The organism is Waddlia chondrophila WSU 86-1044 (genome assembly GCF_000092785.1).
Taxonomy (GTDB): Bacteria; Chlamydiota; Chlamydiia; order Chlamydiales; family Waddliaceae; genus Waddlia; species Waddlia chondrophila.
This window is the reverse complement of record NC_014225.1, coordinates 157,873-173,000: the sequence shown is the minus strand read 5'-3', so window position 1 is coordinate 173,000 and position 15,128 is coordinate 157,873. Positions and strand designations below refer to the sequence as shown.

The following is a 15,128-nucleotide window of genomic DNA, read 5'->3' as shown; positions in this document are numbered from 1 at the left end:
CATAGTTTCTTTCTAATTTAAGAATCATTAAGCATGCAGACGATTTATTGTTTTTTAAACTATTCCAATCCTTTAAGCCAAGAATTCCGCAAAATTTCAAAGGATTTCTACAAACTTGAAAAATGGCAGCAAGGAATCGCGATCATCGCTGCAATCGCCGCAGGGATTTTTAGCTTTGGGATTTCTGCTTTCGCAGCTTTCCGCTTTACAGTCGAAAAATTACAGAAAGGAGGCAATGCTGCTGCCGATCGCACAAATACGCTTTTCCAAGAAACAATTTCTTCTTCGAAATCCAAAAATTCTTCTCCCCTAATGTTTAGGGAAACGGCAAGCCTTATTAATAACGCCAAACAATTCGCTCCCGACGAAGGCTTTCCGATTGAGCTAGAAATAGAAGGGACGCAATTCATCATCTGGTACGATTCTCACAGTCGTTCGGCCATCATCGAAAAAGCAGACGAGCCCGATGAGGCGATCACCATCTCCAATAGCTCTTTCCTGGCAGAGAATCAGGAACAAATGGAGATTGTTGAACATGTGTATAGACATCTTTTAGAGCTGAAAGAGCAGTTCAATAGGGAACGCCGTCAATTCCAGCCTCAGACCTTGAAAATTATAAAATGTTTCTTTGAGAGTGAAAAAGGCAACGAATACGATGCAGAAAATCCATTAGAAATGGGTGACGGAATACACCTATGGCCGGAAAAACACAATAATCCCCGCACGTTTTATCTGCATGTGCGCATCGATTCTGTTGCGCAAGAAATTAAAATTTCCTTAGATCATGATGGGCAAATTAATGCAGTTGAACTGAATAACCAAAAAAGAAATCCTCTTTTTCTTTTTGAAGAAGATGAAATTTGGAAAAATCTTCTTACCCTTTGCTTTCACGATTTCCTCAGAGAAAATGCTCTAAAACACCTGGGTGGCCCTGCTGCACTGATCATAAACGGAGAACGAGTGGATATTAGCGGCATATTTGGCTACCACAATGCAATTATCTCCGAACTCCCTGAGTACGTTCTTTCAAAACTTGCTCCAAAACAGATGTACCGATACCTCAATGACGATTTAACCGAGGGTCCGGGCATCGATTTCGGAGGATTAAAAAGGCAAATGTTTTCAGAACTTGCGCTGCATTTGTTTGATGGATCTCCCAATCGAGAAATTCAGGTGATAAAAGGAATTCCTGCCTTGCGCAATTCCGAATCAAATAGGGAAAAAGAGTTGTTGGAGATGGCCGGAAAAAATTTAATTCGAACAGCCCTAACCGATAACACCGTGACCTTAGGCAATATCCTTGATCCCGTCGTTTACGAGTGTTTCAACCTCTTGATTAAGTTTGACAATAAAACGACAGACGATGTCTTCATGCAAGCAGCTCAACTTCTTTGCAAAACAGAACAGCAGCAATTCCTATTTGACGTTTACAATCGACCAAGGATTTTTACAGATGAGGAAAAGAATCTTCTCGAAGATATCCTGATGATTGAAGACGTTGAGGATTCCATGACTGATCCTCTAGAGGCTCAAAAACTTGCAAAAAATTACATTTTAGACTGTTACAAAAAACAGATCATGGCTATCCACTATATGGTAAAGGGAGCGCTGGGGAGTTCACAACAGGAACAGCTTGTCATTAGAACACTGTATGAAAGATTATTCGACCACCTAACTCCCGAAAAATTTTGCGAACAAATTCAGGGGATAAAATTTGATCCGCAAGGAATTGCGGATAGGATCTTCACAGACTCCGACCATCCGGTTGTCAGACAAAAAACTGCATGGCTCAAGGAATACATTCTTAGCAGCGATGAAGAGGAGATCAAACGGGTTCTTATGGCCATCACAGGCAGCACGACTATCACAGCCAAAACGAAAATCGAAATCACAGGAACAAGGGCTTATAACTGCGTAGCGCACACTTGCAGCACTTCATTAGAGGTTCCAATTACCCACACATCTGTTGGAACAGATGCAGGCACTTGGGCCAATAACAAGCAACTTTTCCTCAACAACTTCAAATTGATCTATTCTGAAAACGGATTCGATATGGGCTAACCGGCACTTTTCCTCTTCTTGATAAAATAATCCAAGCGTTTCTTCATTTCCCTTTCAAATCCTCTCTCCACAGGCTTATAGAACTCTTGGGATTCCATCTCCTCAGGGAAGTAGCTTTGGCCTGAAAAACCAATTAATGTGTCGTGATCATAGGTGTATCCTTTGCCATAATCCAACTCTTTCATCAAACGTGTGGGAGCATTGAGGATGTGCTTTGGAGGGTTGAGCTGGGAAGTTTTCGATGCTGCTTCTCTGGATTTCTGATAAGCCTTATAGACCGCATTGCTCTTAGGAGCCAACGCTAAATAAACCACTGCCTGAGCGAGCCCTAACTCCCCTTCCGGAGACCCTAAGAACTCATAAGAATCCTTTGCTGCCATTGAGATAGTCAGAGCCTGAGGATCGGCAAGACCGATATCTTCTGTCGCCATGCGTACCAATCGCCTGCCAATGAATCTGGGATCTTCCCCCCCTTCCAACATTCTACCCAGCCAATAAAGGGCAGCATCCGGATCTGATCCTCTAACCGATTTATGCAATGCGGAAATGAGATTGTAATGCTGATCGGACCCTCGGTCAAATAGCGGCGCACGCTTTTGCAAACGACTTCTTAACATCTCAACATTCAACAGTTGATCGGAGGAAAACACCGACACGTTTTCTACCAAGTTAAGCAAATATCTTCCATCCCCTTGAGAAAGATCCAAAAGAAATTTCCGCCCCTCTTCTGTGATCTTTAAAGGACCAATCGCCTCCTCACACCTTTCCAAAATGCTTTCTAAAGCCTCATGGTCAAGCGCCTTTAGCTGCAGCACACGCAAACGGGATAAAAGAGCGTCATTGAGATAAAAAGAGGGATTTTCCGCAGTTGCTCCGATCAGGACAATGGTGCCGTCCTCAATAAAAGGGAGAAAAGCATCCTGTTGCGCCTTGTTGAATCGGTGGATCTCATCGACGAAAAGCACACAGTTTTGCGAAAACAACGGCGTTTGCTTCACCTCATGTACAATTTTCTTGAGGTCGGCAACACCGCTGAAGATCGCATTCAGCGAGCGGAAATCCATAGCGAATGCTTGGGCATAAAGCCTGGCAATCGACGTTTTTCCACAACCAGGCGGCCCCCATAGGATCATGGATAACGGTTTTTGCGAACGGATGGCGGAAGGGATAAAGGCTCCATCACCCAAAAGATGATCTTGTCCCCAAATCTCCTCAAGTTTTTTTGGTCGCAGTTTATCTGCCAGCGGCTGCATTCTTGATTGAACCTCGATGCAAACAGTTTTGATAAGAGCATGTGGCCGAATTGGGCACATGCTCCTAAGATGATACCACCTTTATCCTAAAAACTCATCTCTTCTAAATAGATTAGCATGCGATTGAGAACAAACCGCATTCGTAAATCAGTGGAGCTTAATTTAGCATGCACTCTGCGCCAATCTGTTCCACAATCGGGAAACGCTTTCTCATAAGCCTCTACATCGATATCGCCGGAGCTGTAATAAGGATGAAACATCGAAAGCAAAGCAGCCCCTTTACCCACCGATACCATCACAGCAGCTTTTTCCTTATCAACAATCTCTTCTTCCGGAATGCCCAGCCTCAAAAGCTCTTTCTTAGGATAGCGCACCAACACGCGCACCCGCTGCCCATCGATAGGGTCTAAATCGGGCATAAAGCTTCCTCCTCCACTTAAATAGATTGTGCAACGATCCCCTTCAGCTTCTACCTTAACTGCATCTGAGTAGAAACCTACCTTATATTTTACACCAGGAAAAGGGCAAAGAGGCCCAACAGAGATTCCTTGAAAAATGGGAAATGTCGAATTTTTCACAAGTTTCACCGCTTTTTCGGGATGGTCAAGGCATACCTCCTGATAGATTCGCTTCCTTGAAACCCAATAGGAGGCGCCGCAGGTAAAATAAGCACGTCCTCCTTTTTCGAAAAACTCTCCCCGCAAAAACGCCAGTTGGGTAACAGAAAACACTTGTTCCAATCTTGAAGACTGCCCAGCAGGAATGACCAAAAGGGTTTCATCCGCCTTCATCTTCTGGAGCTTTTCAACCAAAGTTTCCCCAGGAACTTCCCGCACTTTCCAAGGTTTTCTCCCGATTTCTTCTCTGTAAAAATTCAACTGTTTAAACATTGTCACCCGTTTTGCGACACTGTCTGCATATGGGCCCAAAACTTCAGATTTTTTGTGGCCGCAATAGACGATCACCTGATTGATCGGACATACTGTATTTATATTCATGATCTTGCCTCCGCCAGCTTAACTGCCAAAGCCGCTTTCACAACAGCAGAAGGGAGAAAGAAAAGAACCCCTTTTAAAAAAGCAATTTTAATTCCGACAAAGGGAACCAACCAAAGAAATCCCAAAGAATAGATCACTCCCTGTCCAGCCAAAATCGCCAAATATGGCGAAATCTTTTGAACACTCCATGAGATCAAATAGGCAGCGATAGGAAAGGAGAGAAAATAGCCGCCGCATTTGCCAATCATCCAACTAGGGTTCAATGTGCCGGCTGCGAGGTACAGCAAAGCTGATCCGCACGCATTGCGTGGAGACTGCATCAACCCCAAATAGAAAATAGCAAATGTGTGCATCGTCATCGGCACCGGGTAAAAAGGAACCTTGACTAGCGAACACACAAAAATGAAGCAGCAGCCTGCCGCCATCGGCAGCAAAGCAGCTGCGTACTTATTCGATAAGATGGCATCCATCATCACCTCCTGGTTTTTCCCAATAAAATTACCCTCCCAAGGAAAAAGAATCGACTCATTTTTTTGTTGACTTTTATTTATTTAACTATTTTTTAGGTGATAAATACTCACTCTCCTTTTAATATACTCCTTAAATATAAACTCAAATCTAGGTTGTTTTTTATGCTAAGAGGGCTTTTAGGCAGCAACAGCGTGGAAAAAACCCTTCTGTATCTATTGGTTAACGAACAGTGCTATGCACATCAACTACACCGCAAATTAGGCTTAGCGTTAACTCCTGTTCAAAAAGCCTTGGAAAGACTGGAAAAGGGAGGGGTAATTTTTAGTAAAAATGAAAAAAATCGCAAAATTTATCGATTTAATACCAATTTTCCGATGATCTATGAAGTTGAGCTGCTGTTAAAAAAAACTTATCAACAGCTGTCAGTTCAAGAAAGAAAGTGTTATCATTATCCGGAACAGGCAAAAGCAAAGCCATTCAAAAAAGAGCCCCGCCTGATGGAAAAAGTGTGGGAGCAGCTCAAATCGGTGAAGCGGATGACTTTGCAAGCATCTTCCCGCTCCCGCACATCCCGTTTATGGATCCGCAAAGGGAGCGGCAAAGTAGATTCCACGCTCAAAGACAACGTGTTGACTTTTCGCGAACAGGGGGAATGGACTGCTGACGACGGATTTCGCATGAATTATCGCAATGTCTATCGCTGGACGTGGCATTGGCGGGAAGAGATGTTATCTTTGGAGCATTTGCGACGAGGAGAAAAGCATCCGGTCTTTCTCTTCTATCTCGTAGCTGGCGAGGAGAATTTTCTCGAATCGCTCAACCCCCATCTATGCGGGGATGACACCTACTTCGGCTGGATGCAGTATAATCCTTTATTTTTACAGATGCATATCCGCACCCTTGGTCCCTCGAAAAATGAGAAGATAGAAACTGTTTATACCTAATCTGTGTGTTGCAAACAAGCTGCACCTTCTCTATAATCCTGCAACTCAACTTCTTAAAAAGGAACAAAAAATGAAAAACCTTCTCATGACTTCTATTGCCTTAATCGGTTTATTTTTCAGTCAACTTAAAGCTGATATAGAAAACGCTCCCTCTTGCAGTCGTTGGTACATAGGAGGACTTATCGGAGCCAGCCACATCGATTCTGATTTGGAAATCGATACACATCTAGGACTTTCTATAGGACTTTCTATAGGATATCAGTTATCAACAAGCTTCCGCTTGGAAGGCGAACTCTCATCCAGCATCAATCAATTTAAAGAATTAGATTTCTATTTAAATACTGATCGGATCATGGCAAATCTTCTATACGTCATCAACTCGAAAACGATAGCACGTCCTTACTTCGGATTTGGAGCTGGAACACAATATCGCTCAATCACATTCGATGATCATTATACATTCAGCCGTGGAAAGACCTTTACCTATCAAGGGATCTCCGGACTGATGATTCCATTCACAGATGTTGCGTTTGCCTGTCTAGAGTACCGGTATATAAAAAACACCATCGATTCAGACAATAGTCAAAGTGTTGGCTTGAATATTAAACGGCACTTTTAGAACATTGATCTTTTTTCCTGAAGCAACTATTTATAAGATGAATACATGGGTAGCTTCATCCATAAAAAACAGGAAAAATCGATTTGAGCCACAAAGATTTAGATTTCGCTAACAGCCTGCGCAGCGATCTTCCAGCCAGCGTTGTTGTTTTTTTAGTTGCGCTTCCCTTGTGTTTGGGAATTGCGCTGGCATCCGGAACACCGCTGATATCCGGAATGATTGCAGGAATTATCGGCGGCATCGTCGTGGGGTTGCTCAGCGAATCTGCCCTTGGTGTAAGCGGTCCTACAGCAAGTTTGGCTATAGTCATTCTAACCGCTGTCAACGAACTAGGATCGCTTCCTGCCCTGTTTACTGCCGTCATGTTGTCGGGCCTCTTTCAACTCATTTTGGGATTCTTAAAAGCCGGATTTATCGGATATTTTTTACCATCATCCGTCATCAAAGGGATATTGACAGGGCTCGGAAGTATTATTTTTCTTAAACAAATCCCCCATGCAGTTGGTTACGATAAGGTTTACGAGGGAAGCCTTTCATTTTTCCAAGATGACGGACAAACCACACTGTCGGAATTGATCAACATGCTGGATTTTATCAGCCCGGGTCCGCTGGCTATTGCCGCCATCTCGCTGACCATCCTCATCTTATGGGAAAGACCGTGGATCAAACGCTTCCGCTGGTCCAAATTAATCCCAGGCCCTCTGCTTGCTGTAATCTCCGGAACTTTCCTTGGTATTATCTTCCAAAAAACCTCTCTTTTTCAATTGAAGGCAGATCAAATTGTCACAATGCCGATGATTGCAGATTATTCGACTTTTTCCGAGTTGACCACCTTCCCTGATTTCTCCGCTTTTTTCCGTTTTGACGTGATCAGCATTGCTCTGACCATTGCAATCATCTCCAGTATTGAAACGCTTTTATCCTCAGAAGCTGTAGACAAGCTTGATCCTTATAAACGAGTCACCTCAACAAACAGGGAACTCTTTGCTCAAGGAATAGGCAACTGCCTATCCGGCCTATTGGGAGGGCTTCCCATTGCACAGGTGATCGTACGCAGTTCTTCAAACGTCCAGGCAGAAGCAAAAACGAAGATATCGACAATTGCACATGGTGCTTGGCTTCTCGTCAGCCTGCTGTTTTTCCCAACCATTTTGAATTTAATTCCTTTATCAAGCCTTGCCGCCATTTTACTTTTAGTCGGATATAAATTGATCGAACCGAAACGATTCTTTGATCTTTACAAAGAGGGATTTGAGCAATTCCTCCCCTTCATCGTGACAGTCATTGCACTGATTTTCAGCGACCTTTTAATCGGCACCGCCCTTGGCCTTGCAGTTAGCTTACTTTCCATTTTGTGGGAAAATTACCGCCATCCTTACTATGCTGACATTGAGCATCCTGAAAATGGTATCTGCATTCAATTATCAGAGGATGTGAGTTTTTTAAATAAAGTAGGGCTTTTGCAAACGCTGGATCACATTCCAAATGGATTGCGAGTGGTTATCGATGCATCGAAAACGCGTAAAATGCACCCGGATATTCATGAAATTATCGATTCCTTTTTAATCAATGCAAAGACGCGGGATATTGAAGTGGAGTACATCAAGATGAATCAGCCGCATATCATTGATCATCAAAAACAAATACTCAACATCAGTCAAAAAAAGTCGAAAAAATTCTTCAAAAGAGAGAAAAAATGAGGACGCATACCAAAAGATCGCAGGCCAGCTTAACACCGGACGACGCTCTGCAATATTTAAAAGAAGGGAACGAGCGATTTCAGAACAATTTAAAGGCAAACCGCAACCTGCTTCAACAAGTAAACCAAACAAGCGAGGGGCAATTTCCATTTGCTGTCATCTTGAGCTGCATTGATTCACGAACATCAGCCGAGTTGATTTTTGACCAGGGGTTGGGAGATATCTTCAGTGTTCGAATAGCGGGCAATTTCATCAATGAAGACATCCTGGGAAGCCTTGAGTATGCCTGCAAGACAGCGGGGTCAAAACTTGTCGTGGTTCTTGGGCATACCCGCTGCGGAGCAATCAACGCTGCTTGCACAGGCGGCGGGAATGGTTATATCGAAAAGTTGCTTGAGAAAATTTATCCGGTTGTCGAAATAGCAAAAAAGGAGCAGTCAAACGAAGAGGATGCAGAGCAGTTTGCAAATCGTGTTTCCCGTCTTAACGTTGAGTACAACGTGGAAAAAATCCGCGGGCAATCCGCCGACTTAAAAAAGCTTGAAGAGGAGGGAAAAATTCGCATTGTTCCCGCTATCTACGATGTGACAGATGGTTCTGTCACTTTTTTTTAAATTGAAGAGCCGGCCAATTGGGATCATTTCCATGCACTCCATTAAAAACCAAGCCCTGCAAAGCATAAGCCTGTTCCACTTCCTCTCGCTGTTCTCTCAGCAGCCCAGCTAGAATCAACGTTCCCTCTTTCGAGAGCAACGACGCAATTGATTGCGCCATGTCAATTAATGGACCGGAATGAATGTTCGATACAATGAGGTCGTAAGGAGCTCTTTCGATGATCGTTTCCGAAGACACTCCATTCCCATGCACCACCTTGATCCGGCCGCAGGCATTCTCCCGCGCCATCTCGGCACTGCGCTCATCAATCTCGCTGCCAACCACCTCTGCGCCAAATAAAGCTTCAATCGCCAACGCCAATATCCCGGATCCGCATCCGATATCCAAAGCACGATTCACATTTGGCAACATCTGAATTGCCTCCAAACACCCTTCTGTAGTCGGATGATGGCCTGACCCAAATGCATAAGAGGAATGAAGCTTAAGAAGCACTTTTTCTTTTGGAATCGGCCCTGTGTAATAAGAGGTGCAGATAAACAGCCTTCCTACAGTAATTGGAGGCAGTTTCTTTTCATCCTCTTCCAGCCAGTCGACAGACTCCATTGGACTCCACGCTAACGGCCTGCCGGCGCGCAGCTCTAGCTCGACCCGATTGTCAATACAAGCCATCCCTTTGACAACTCCCCCTTCCCAATTCAAGCTCTCTACGAGATCTCCAACCGTTTCCTCAAAAAGAAAAAACTCCTCTGCAGAAAGCTCCGCCTCAAAGATTAAGAAATTGTCCATCGCGGTAAAACTCCTTTTCATCTGCGGTGATCGATCCGCCATTGCGCAAATCGAAAATCATGTCCCAATGCAAAGCCGATGCATTCGTATTGCCCGTTTGAGGATAACCCTTCCCGAGAGCCAAGTGGAATGTTCCTCCAAATTTTTCATCGAAAAGAATATTTTTCGTCACTGTTGTCATCTGGTAGTTTGTCCCGATTGCGATCTCTCCAACAAATTTTGCCCCTGCATCCTGAGCAATCATTTCGCGCAAAAACTCCTGCCCTTTAGAAGCATTTGCTTCCACTACAGCGCCTTTTTCAAATTTCAGCTCAATTTCGTGCACCTCGGTATTGCGGTACAGCGTAGGAAAAGAATAGCGCGCAATACCGTTTACCCCGCCATCAGACGCCTTTAAATTCGGCCCCGTATACACTTCTCCATCAGGAAAATTGATTTTTCCACAACAATTGACCCACTTCATTCCGGAAATGTTCACACGCAAATCGGTTCCCATTGGATTACGGAACCTTAATTCGTGTTTATCAGATAAATAGTCGATGATTTTCTGCTGCTCTGCCTCAACCTTTTTCCAATGGGCAACCGGGTCTTCTTGATTCAATGCACCCAGATTAAAAATCATCTCTTCATACGCCTTTGTTCCCATTTCAGCATCCTGAGCTGCTGCTGCGGTCGGAAACATCGTGTAAGACCAACGCATTTTCCCAGCAGCTGCACGATTTAATATAGCTTCGAGAACTGGCTGGCGAGCCTGAGATGCCATCGCCTGCCGCTTGGGATCCACTCCGCTTAACAACTTGGAGTTCCCCTCTGCACCAATAGCCAAATACAGGTCGCAATGATCTGCGATATACTGAGTGACAGGAGAAGGGGTCGACAATAATTCATCGGAAGCGTACGCAAAAAGGGTCTCTTTAAACGCGCTCGGCGACATCACAACATCGACGACCACCCCTTTTTGAATGAATTTCTCATAGCTTGCCTCAATCAACGGCAGAGCTTCGTATTCACCGACAATCACAGCATGCTGCCCTGATTTTGCCTGTAGAGCGTAATTGACCAACACATCCGCCCAGCGGTCGATCCGTCTGTCTCTCATGTTTTTTCTCCTTCTTAAGTTATTGAAACTTATAATGAAAACCTCTTTTCAAAGCAAATTTGAAAAAAAAATTATAATATTCCATAGTCAATCTTATGAAGAGGTTGTATATAGGGACTGCAGGGTGGCAATATCCAGAGTGGAAGCACTCCTTCTACCCTAGAGGGATGCCGACAAGTCAATTTTTAACGTACTATAGCGAAATTTTCGATGCGGTCGAGCTCAATTCCAGCTATTACCGTCTTCCTCGCCCAGAGACAATTATCGAGTGGAAAATGCGGACGCCTAGCGATTTTAAAATATGCCCGCGTCTGATCCAGGCAATCACCTTTAAAAACAAGCTAAAAAAAGGAGACAACCTCCTCAAAGCTTTCTTAGACCATTTCCTCCCATTGGAAGAAAGGCTTGGCCCGGTCGTGATCGAAATTCCCGAAAACATCTACTTTACCGATGAAAATGTGGAACCCTTTCTTGACATGTTGGGAAGATTTTCCCATCACTACACCTTTGTCATTGAACCACGGCACGTTTCCTGGATGGATCCTAACGCCGGCAAAATGTGTGAAGAGCGGGAGCTCACCTGGAGCATTTCCGATTTTTGCGGGCGGATTCCTACCATCCACAAAACGATCGGCAGCAAGATCTATCTTCGCTTCCATGGCACGCATGATCTTAAAAATTCAGAGTACACAGTTGATACACTGCAATATTGCGCGGCAAAGGTGCAGCATTGGCTGGAAGAGGGGAAAACTGTCTATGTTTTTTTCAATAATCATTTTGGCGGGTTTGCCCTGGAAAATGCCAAAGAGTTCAAAAAATTGATTCAGGTACCGCATTAATTGTGTTATCATCCCCTCTATGCTGAATATCCTGTGCGCTTTACATTGCGAGGCCAAACCTCTGATCCAACATTTAAGGCTCAGAAAGCTCCAAGAGTCTGCTCCGTTTCCTGTCTACGAAAATGAGGCCATGCGGCTAGCGGTCTGCGGAATCGGTAAAATCGCCGCCGCAACAGCAACAGGATGGCTGGGAGCCAGAGAAAACACCTGCTCCGCCTGGCTGAATATCGGAGTTGCGGGCCATGCAGACTTGCCCATCGGCTACCAAGCCTTAGCGCTTAGTGTCACAGACGCTGGCAGCTCCAAACGATTCTATCCCGATATTTCTCTCATCAAAGGATTGCCGATGCATGGAGTGACAACCGTTGACAAGCCCTCTTTCAGCTATCCAGACAAAGATCTTGTGGACATGGAAGCGGCAGGATTCTATCAAGCAGCGCAGCGCTTCGCTACTGTCGACCGAATCCATTGTTTAAAGATTGTCTCTGATAACGCCTGGCATCCAACGGAAAAAATCAACAAAGAATTCGTGCGCGATTTGATCGGGCAGTCAATCACAAAAATAGAAAGTTTAATAGGCCAGATCCTGGCATTGATCCCCAATCCACCAGCCATCGACGATTCCCCTTATGTTGCGCTTTGCCATTGGACAGAAACAGAAAAACATCAGTTAGAACGCCTTCTCATTCGTTGGAAAGCTATGGAAAAATCTCCTCCTCTTTGCCAACATCTGAAAACCAGCCGGGAAATCATTCAATTCCTCGAACACACACTTAACCAACTCCCTTTATGTTTCACGCCATCTACTACGAAGAAGAAATAAGAGAGCATCCAAGAACGCGAAGACTTCTTGAAAAGTACTCCGATCTCCCCCATATCCCTTGCGAGCGGTATGGAGAAATTTTCAACCGCAAAGCTCAGAATTTCCGCATACAAAAGCAAAAACCTGCTCTTATCCTAGCAAAAAAGCATGGCAATCTGACACTTCCCACACCTAAGGGATACGGTATTGGAGATCAACACAATTACTACTTTTCCCATATGTTGAATTGCATATTTGATTGCAGATACTGCTTTTTGCAAGGAATGTACCGCTCCGCCCACTATGTTTTATTTGTGAATTTCGAAGATTTCTTCGACGCACTGAAAGAAAAGCTGGTAAAACACACAGGAGAAAAAGTCTCTTTTTTTTCCGGCTACGATTGCGACAGCTTAGCTCTTGAACCAGTGACCCGCTTTGTAGAAAACTCGCTGCCATTTTTTTCCGGCCATCCACAAGCAACCCTGGAACTGCGTACAAAAAGCACCCAGATACAGTTTCTGTTAAAACATAATCCCCTTCCGAACGTTGTGACAGCGATGACGCTAACCCCCAAGCGCATTGCTGCAGAACTGGAACACCGCGCTCCTCCGCTGCACAGAAGGTTGGAAGCACTCCGCAAACTGCAAGAGCAGGGTTGGAAAATCGGGCTTCGGCTAGATCCTGTGATCTACTGCGAAGATTGGAGAGAAGAATATGATGCATTTTACCAGGAGCTGTTTTCTGCAATTTCCTTAAAAGGGCTGCATTCCGTCAGTTTGGGAGCATTCCGCGTTCCTCGGAACATCTTCAAAAAGATGGCCCGCCTCTATCCGGAAGAAAAACTTTTTGCCCATTCTCTGGAAGAAAATCAAGAAATCGTTTCTTATAAAGAAAAGATCGAAAAAGAGATGACCTCTTTTTGTACAAATAAGATAATGAATCATATCCCTAAAGAAATTTTTTATCCGTGTTGCCCATAAAAAAAGCTCTTATTACCGGATCCAGCCGAGGCATCGGCCTTGCAATCGCTGAACGGCTATTGGACAAAGGATGGAACGTGACAGGAATTTCCCGCACTGCCTGTCCCACTACCAATCCGGCTTACACACACTATGCGATCGACTTAAAGAATCTCGACCCCCTTCCCCATTTATTGAAAGCGATCGCAAAAGAAAAGGAGAATTTTGACACCTTGATCTGCAACGCCGGAGAGGGGGCATTTGGCCATTTGGAAGAGTTTTCCTACAAACGGATTCAGGAGATTCTTCACCTCAACTTCCTTTCTCAAGTGTATGTGATCAAAACATGGCTTCCACTAATGAAGAAGAGAAAAAAAGGGGACATCATCTGCATCGGGTCGGAAGCTGCCCTGGCAGGCAAACGGAAGGGAAGCGTTTATTGTGCATCAAAATTTGCCTTACGCGGATTCATTCAGGCGCTGCGCCAGGAATGCGCTGCCGATGGCATTAGAGTCACTCTAATCAACCCGGGAATGGTCAAAACGCCATTTTTCGACTCACTCAATTTCCGACACGGGGAAGAAAGGGACGAATGGATCTCTCCAGAAGATATCGCGGATGCTGTCTCTATGGTTTTAAATGCTCGGCAAGGCACAGTATTTGACGAAATCAACCTTTCCCCTCAAAAACACAAAGTTGTATTTGGTTAGCCGATCTTTCTCAAAGCGCAGCCAAAGCCCCCGTCCCAGCCATCCGCATTGGGAAGGATCGCCTCCTTCAGCCTCGTTTCTAGCGATAATTCCTGACAAACTTTATCGATTAGGCGGCCATTCTCCCGTTTAAGAACACTACAAGTGAGATACCAAAGCTCCCCCCCCTTATCAAGCAGCTCGATTCCACGCCTCAAAAGCTGCAGCTGGATCTCCTCAAGCTGCTCCAGCGTCTTCTGCGACAAACGCCACCTCGCTTCCGGCCTTTTATTTAAAACTCCCGTATTACTGCAAGGAACGTCAAGAATCACCAAATCAAACTTCTGGGCTAAGGGAAATTCCTCCCCGCGCACAGAACTTAATGTCGTTGAAATCCCATATTTCGCACAGTTTTCAGATAAAGGCTTTAATTTTCCCGAGGAGACATCGTTTGCAGAGAGTTCCGCATCCGGATACAAATCATGCGCTAAGATTAATTTCCCTCCTGGAGACGAGCAAAGATCTAAAATGTTCTTTGGCGCCCCAAAATCTTGGGCTAACGAACTCATCAACTCAGCAGGAGTAGCATTCTGAATATAATAATCGGATGAAGAGGAGATATTGGAAATTAAAGAGGGGTCACGGATCACTCCCATCCCACACCGAGTTCCAGCAAGAAAATCGATCTCTCCATTAGCTTCTTTTGGCCTCGATGCTTGAGGACGTACTCTAAACATCGTCTGAGACGGTCGATTGCCGGCTTCCATGATCTCTTCAGCTTTTTCTAAACCAAAATTCTGTACAAGTTCCTGCACATAATATGCTGGATAGGAATACCGAATACTCAGTTCCGGAACCGTCTCACCTTTAGGCAACTGTGGATCTATCTCTTCCACTTTTCGCAAGCAGGCATTAAGGAATTTTACAAAAGACTCATGACAATGGATTTTTGCAATTTTTATCGTTTCATCCACAATTGCGTATAAGGGAATCTTATCCATGTAATGAAATTGATAGAGCCCCATGCGAAAAAGGATCTTTTCCCGCAATTTCAAAGCGAGCTTTTTTTTATCTGCAAGCTGCAACGCTAAATGATCAAGGGCAAGGGCCATGCGCGTGGTCCCGTATGCAACCTCCCGCGCCAGATGATAATCCTGGATAGAAGGCCTACACTTCGCCTGCCATTGGGCAAGCGAATCAATAAGAAAGCTTTCTTCCCGTGCAGAAGAAAGCAGCGCCAGATATGCAGCTTCCCGAGGATTTTTCGTTTTGGTGATGTCCATATCATAACGA

The 15,128-nt window shown here is 44.6% G+C and carries 15 protein-coding genes; 9 read left to right on the top strand and 6 right to left on the bottom strand.

Annotated features, from left to right (window positions below; translation table 11 throughout):
* Positions 1-33: 33 nt before the first annotated feature.
* Positions 34-2,061, top strand: a complete 2,028-nt coding sequence (locus WCW_RS00765; RefSeq protein WP_013181263.1) for a hypothetical protein — start codon at positions 34-36, stop codon at positions 2,059-2,061.
* On the opposite strand, the gene WCW_RS00760 is transcribed toward WCW_RS00765, so the two are convergent.
* The 3 genes from WCW_RS00760 to WCW_RS00750 all read right to left on the bottom strand — a co-directional run bounded on the left by WCW_RS00760 (position 2,058) and on the right by WCW_RS00750 (position 4,785).
* The gene (locus tag WCW_RS00760) at positions 2,058-3,314 is read right to left on the bottom strand and encodes a replication-associated recombination protein A (protein WP_013181262.1); all 1,257 of its coding nucleotides are present in this window, start codon (positions 3,312-3,314) and stop codon (positions 2,058-2,060) included. The two genes, WCW_RS00765 and WCW_RS00760, sit on opposite strands and share 4 nt — an antisense overlap.
* Positions 3,315-3,400: 86 nt before the next feature.
* Positions 3,401-4,312 carry a BPL-N domain-containing protein gene (locus WCW_RS00755; protein WP_013181261.1) on the bottom strand — a complete coding sequence of 304 codons (912 nt, stop codon included), beginning with the start codon at positions 4,310-4,312 and terminating at the stop codon, positions 3,401-3,403.
* The gene (locus WCW_RS00750; protein ID WP_079891142.1) at positions 4,309-4,785 is read right to left on the bottom strand and encodes a biotin transporter BioY; all 477 of its coding nucleotides are present in this window, start codon (positions 4,783-4,785) and stop codon (positions 4,309-4,311) included. Before WCW_RS00750 ends, WCW_RS00755 begins: the two co-directional genes overlap by 4 nt.
* Before the next feature lie 159 nt (positions 4,786-4,944).
* Here WCW_RS00750 and WCW_RS00745 point away from each other — a divergent pair, with 159 nt between their 5' ends.
* The 4 genes from WCW_RS00745 to WCW_RS00730 all read left to right on the top strand — a co-directional run bounded on the left by WCW_RS00745 (position 4,945) and on the right by WCW_RS00730 (position 8,660).
* The gene (locus tag WCW_RS00745; protein WP_013181259.1) at positions 4,945-5,727 is read left to right on the top strand and encodes a winged helix-turn-helix domain-containing protein; all 783 of its coding nucleotides are present in this window, start codon (positions 4,945-4,947) and stop codon (positions 5,725-5,727) included.
* Between the two features lie 70 nt (positions 5,728-5,797).
* Positions 5,798-6,346, top strand: coding sequence for an outer membrane beta-barrel protein (locus tag WCW_RS00740; protein ID WP_013181258.1), 549 nt, complete (start codon positions 5,798-5,800; stop codon positions 6,344-6,346).
* Positions 6,347-6,429: 83 nt separating this feature from the next.
* Positions 6,430-8,046 carry a SulP family inorganic anion transporter gene (locus WCW_RS00735; protein ID WP_013181257.1) on the top strand — a complete coding sequence of 539 codons (1,617 nt, stop codon included), beginning with the start codon at positions 6,430-6,432 and terminating at the stop codon, positions 8,044-8,046.
* Positions 8,043-8,660: a carbonic anhydrase gene (locus WCW_RS00730; RefSeq protein ID WP_013181256.1), complete on the top strand. Its 618-nt coding sequence runs from the start codon at positions 8,043-8,045 to the stop codon at positions 8,658-8,660. Before WCW_RS00735 ends, WCW_RS00730 begins: the two co-directional genes overlap by 4 nt.
* On the opposite strand, the gene WCW_RS00725 is transcribed toward WCW_RS00730, so the two are convergent.
* Positions 8,647-9,447: a 50S ribosomal protein L11 methyltransferase gene (locus WCW_RS00725; RefSeq protein WP_013181255.1), complete on the bottom strand. Its 801-nt coding sequence runs from the start codon at positions 9,445-9,447 to the stop codon at positions 8,647-8,649. The genes WCW_RS00730 and WCW_RS00725 overlap by 14 nt on opposite strands.
* Positions 9,425-10,546, bottom strand: a complete 1,122-nt coding sequence (locus WCW_RS00720; protein ID WP_013181254.1) for an aminopeptidase — start codon at positions 10,544-10,546, stop codon at positions 9,425-9,427. The genes WCW_RS00725 and WCW_RS00720 overlap by 23 nt, the downstream gene beginning before the upstream one ends.
* A gap of 104 nt (positions 10,547-10,650) precedes the next feature.
* Here WCW_RS00720 and WCW_RS00715 point away from each other — a divergent pair, with 104 nt between their 5' ends.
* The 4 genes from WCW_RS00715 to WCW_RS00700 are packed head-to-tail and all read left to right on the top strand — an operon-like array spanning position 10,651 to position 13,856.
* Complete coding sequence (locus tag WCW_RS00715) at positions 10,651-11,385, top strand: DUF72 domain-containing protein (protein WP_162268157.1); 735 nt, start codon at positions 10,651-10,653, stop codon at positions 11,383-11,385.
* Between the two features lie 19 nt (positions 11,386-11,404).
* Positions 11,405-12,208 carry a 5'-methylthioadenosine/S-adenosylhomocysteine nucleosidase family protein gene (locus tag WCW_RS00710; protein WP_013181252.1) on the top strand — a complete coding sequence of 268 codons (804 nt, stop codon included), beginning with the start codon at positions 11,405-11,407 and terminating at the stop codon, positions 12,206-12,208.
* Positions 12,175-13,167, top strand: a complete 993-nt coding sequence (locus tag WCW_RS00705; protein WP_013181251.1) for an SPL family radical SAM protein — start codon at positions 12,175-12,177, stop codon at positions 13,165-13,167. The genes WCW_RS00710 and WCW_RS00705 overlap by 34 nt, the downstream gene beginning before the upstream one ends.
* Positions 13,155-13,856, top strand: a complete 702-nt coding sequence (locus WCW_RS00700; RefSeq protein ID WP_013181250.1) for an SDR family oxidoreductase — start codon at positions 13,155-13,157, stop codon at positions 13,854-13,856. Before WCW_RS00705 ends, WCW_RS00700 begins: the two co-directional genes overlap by 13 nt.
* On the opposite strand, the gene WCW_RS00695 is transcribed toward WCW_RS00700, so the two are convergent.
* Complete coding sequence (locus tag WCW_RS00695; RefSeq protein WP_013181249.1) at positions 13,853-15,118, bottom strand: transcription antitermination factor NusB; 1,266 nt, start codon at positions 15,116-15,118, stop codon at positions 13,853-13,855. The genes WCW_RS00700 and WCW_RS00695 overlap by 4 nt on opposite strands.
* Positions 15,119-15,128: the final 10 nt, after the last annotated feature.

Excerpts from the sequence above, each read along its gene's own strand:
- WCW_RS00755 (WP_013181261.1), bottom strand. The coding sequence starts at position 4,312 with ATGAATATAAATACAGTATGTCCGATCAATCAGGTGATCGTCTATTGC.
- WCW_RS00740 (WP_013181258.1), top strand. The coding sequence starts at position 5,798 with ATGAAAAACCTTCTCATGACTTCTATTGCCTTAATCGGTTTATTTTTC.
- WCW_RS00760 (WP_013181262.1), bottom strand. The coding sequence starts at position 3,314 with ATGCAGCCGCTGGCAGATAAACTGCGACCAAAAAAACTTGAGGAGATT.
- WCW_RS00725 (WP_013181255.1), bottom strand. The coding sequence starts at position 9,447 with ATGGACAATTTCTTAATCTTTGAGGCGGAGCTTTCTGCAGAGGAGTTT.
- WCW_RS00695 (WP_013181249.1), bottom strand. The coding sequence starts at position 15,118 with ATGGACATCACCAAAACGAAAAATCCTCGGGAAGCTGCATATCTGGCG.
- WCW_RS00730 (WP_013181256.1), top strand. The coding sequence starts at position 8,043 with ATGAGGACGCATACCAAAAGATCGCAGGCCAGCTTAACACCGGACGAC.
- WCW_RS00745 (WP_013181259.1), top strand. The coding sequence starts at position 4,945 with ATGCTAAGAGGGCTTTTAGGCAGCAACAGCGTGGAAAAAACCCTTCTG.
- WCW_RS00750 (WP_079891142.1), bottom strand. The coding sequence starts at position 4,785 with ATGATGGATGCCATCTTATCGAATAAGTACGCAGCTGCTTTGCTGCCG.
- WCW_RS00705 (WP_013181251.1), top strand. The coding sequence starts at position 12,175 with ATGTTTCACGCCATCTACTACGAAGAAGAAATAAGAGAGCATCCAAGA.
- WCW_RS00710 (WP_013181252.1), top strand. The coding sequence starts at position 11,405 with ATGCTGAATATCCTGTGCGCTTTACATTGCGAGGCCAAACCTCTGATC.
- WCW_RS00720 (WP_013181254.1), bottom strand. The coding sequence starts at position 10,546 with ATGAGAGACAGACGGATCGACCGCTGGGCGGATGTGTTGGTCAATTAC.
- WCW_RS00765 (WP_013181263.1), top strand. The coding sequence starts at position 34 with ATGCAGACGATTTATTGTTTTTTAAACTATTCCAATCCTTTAAGCCAA.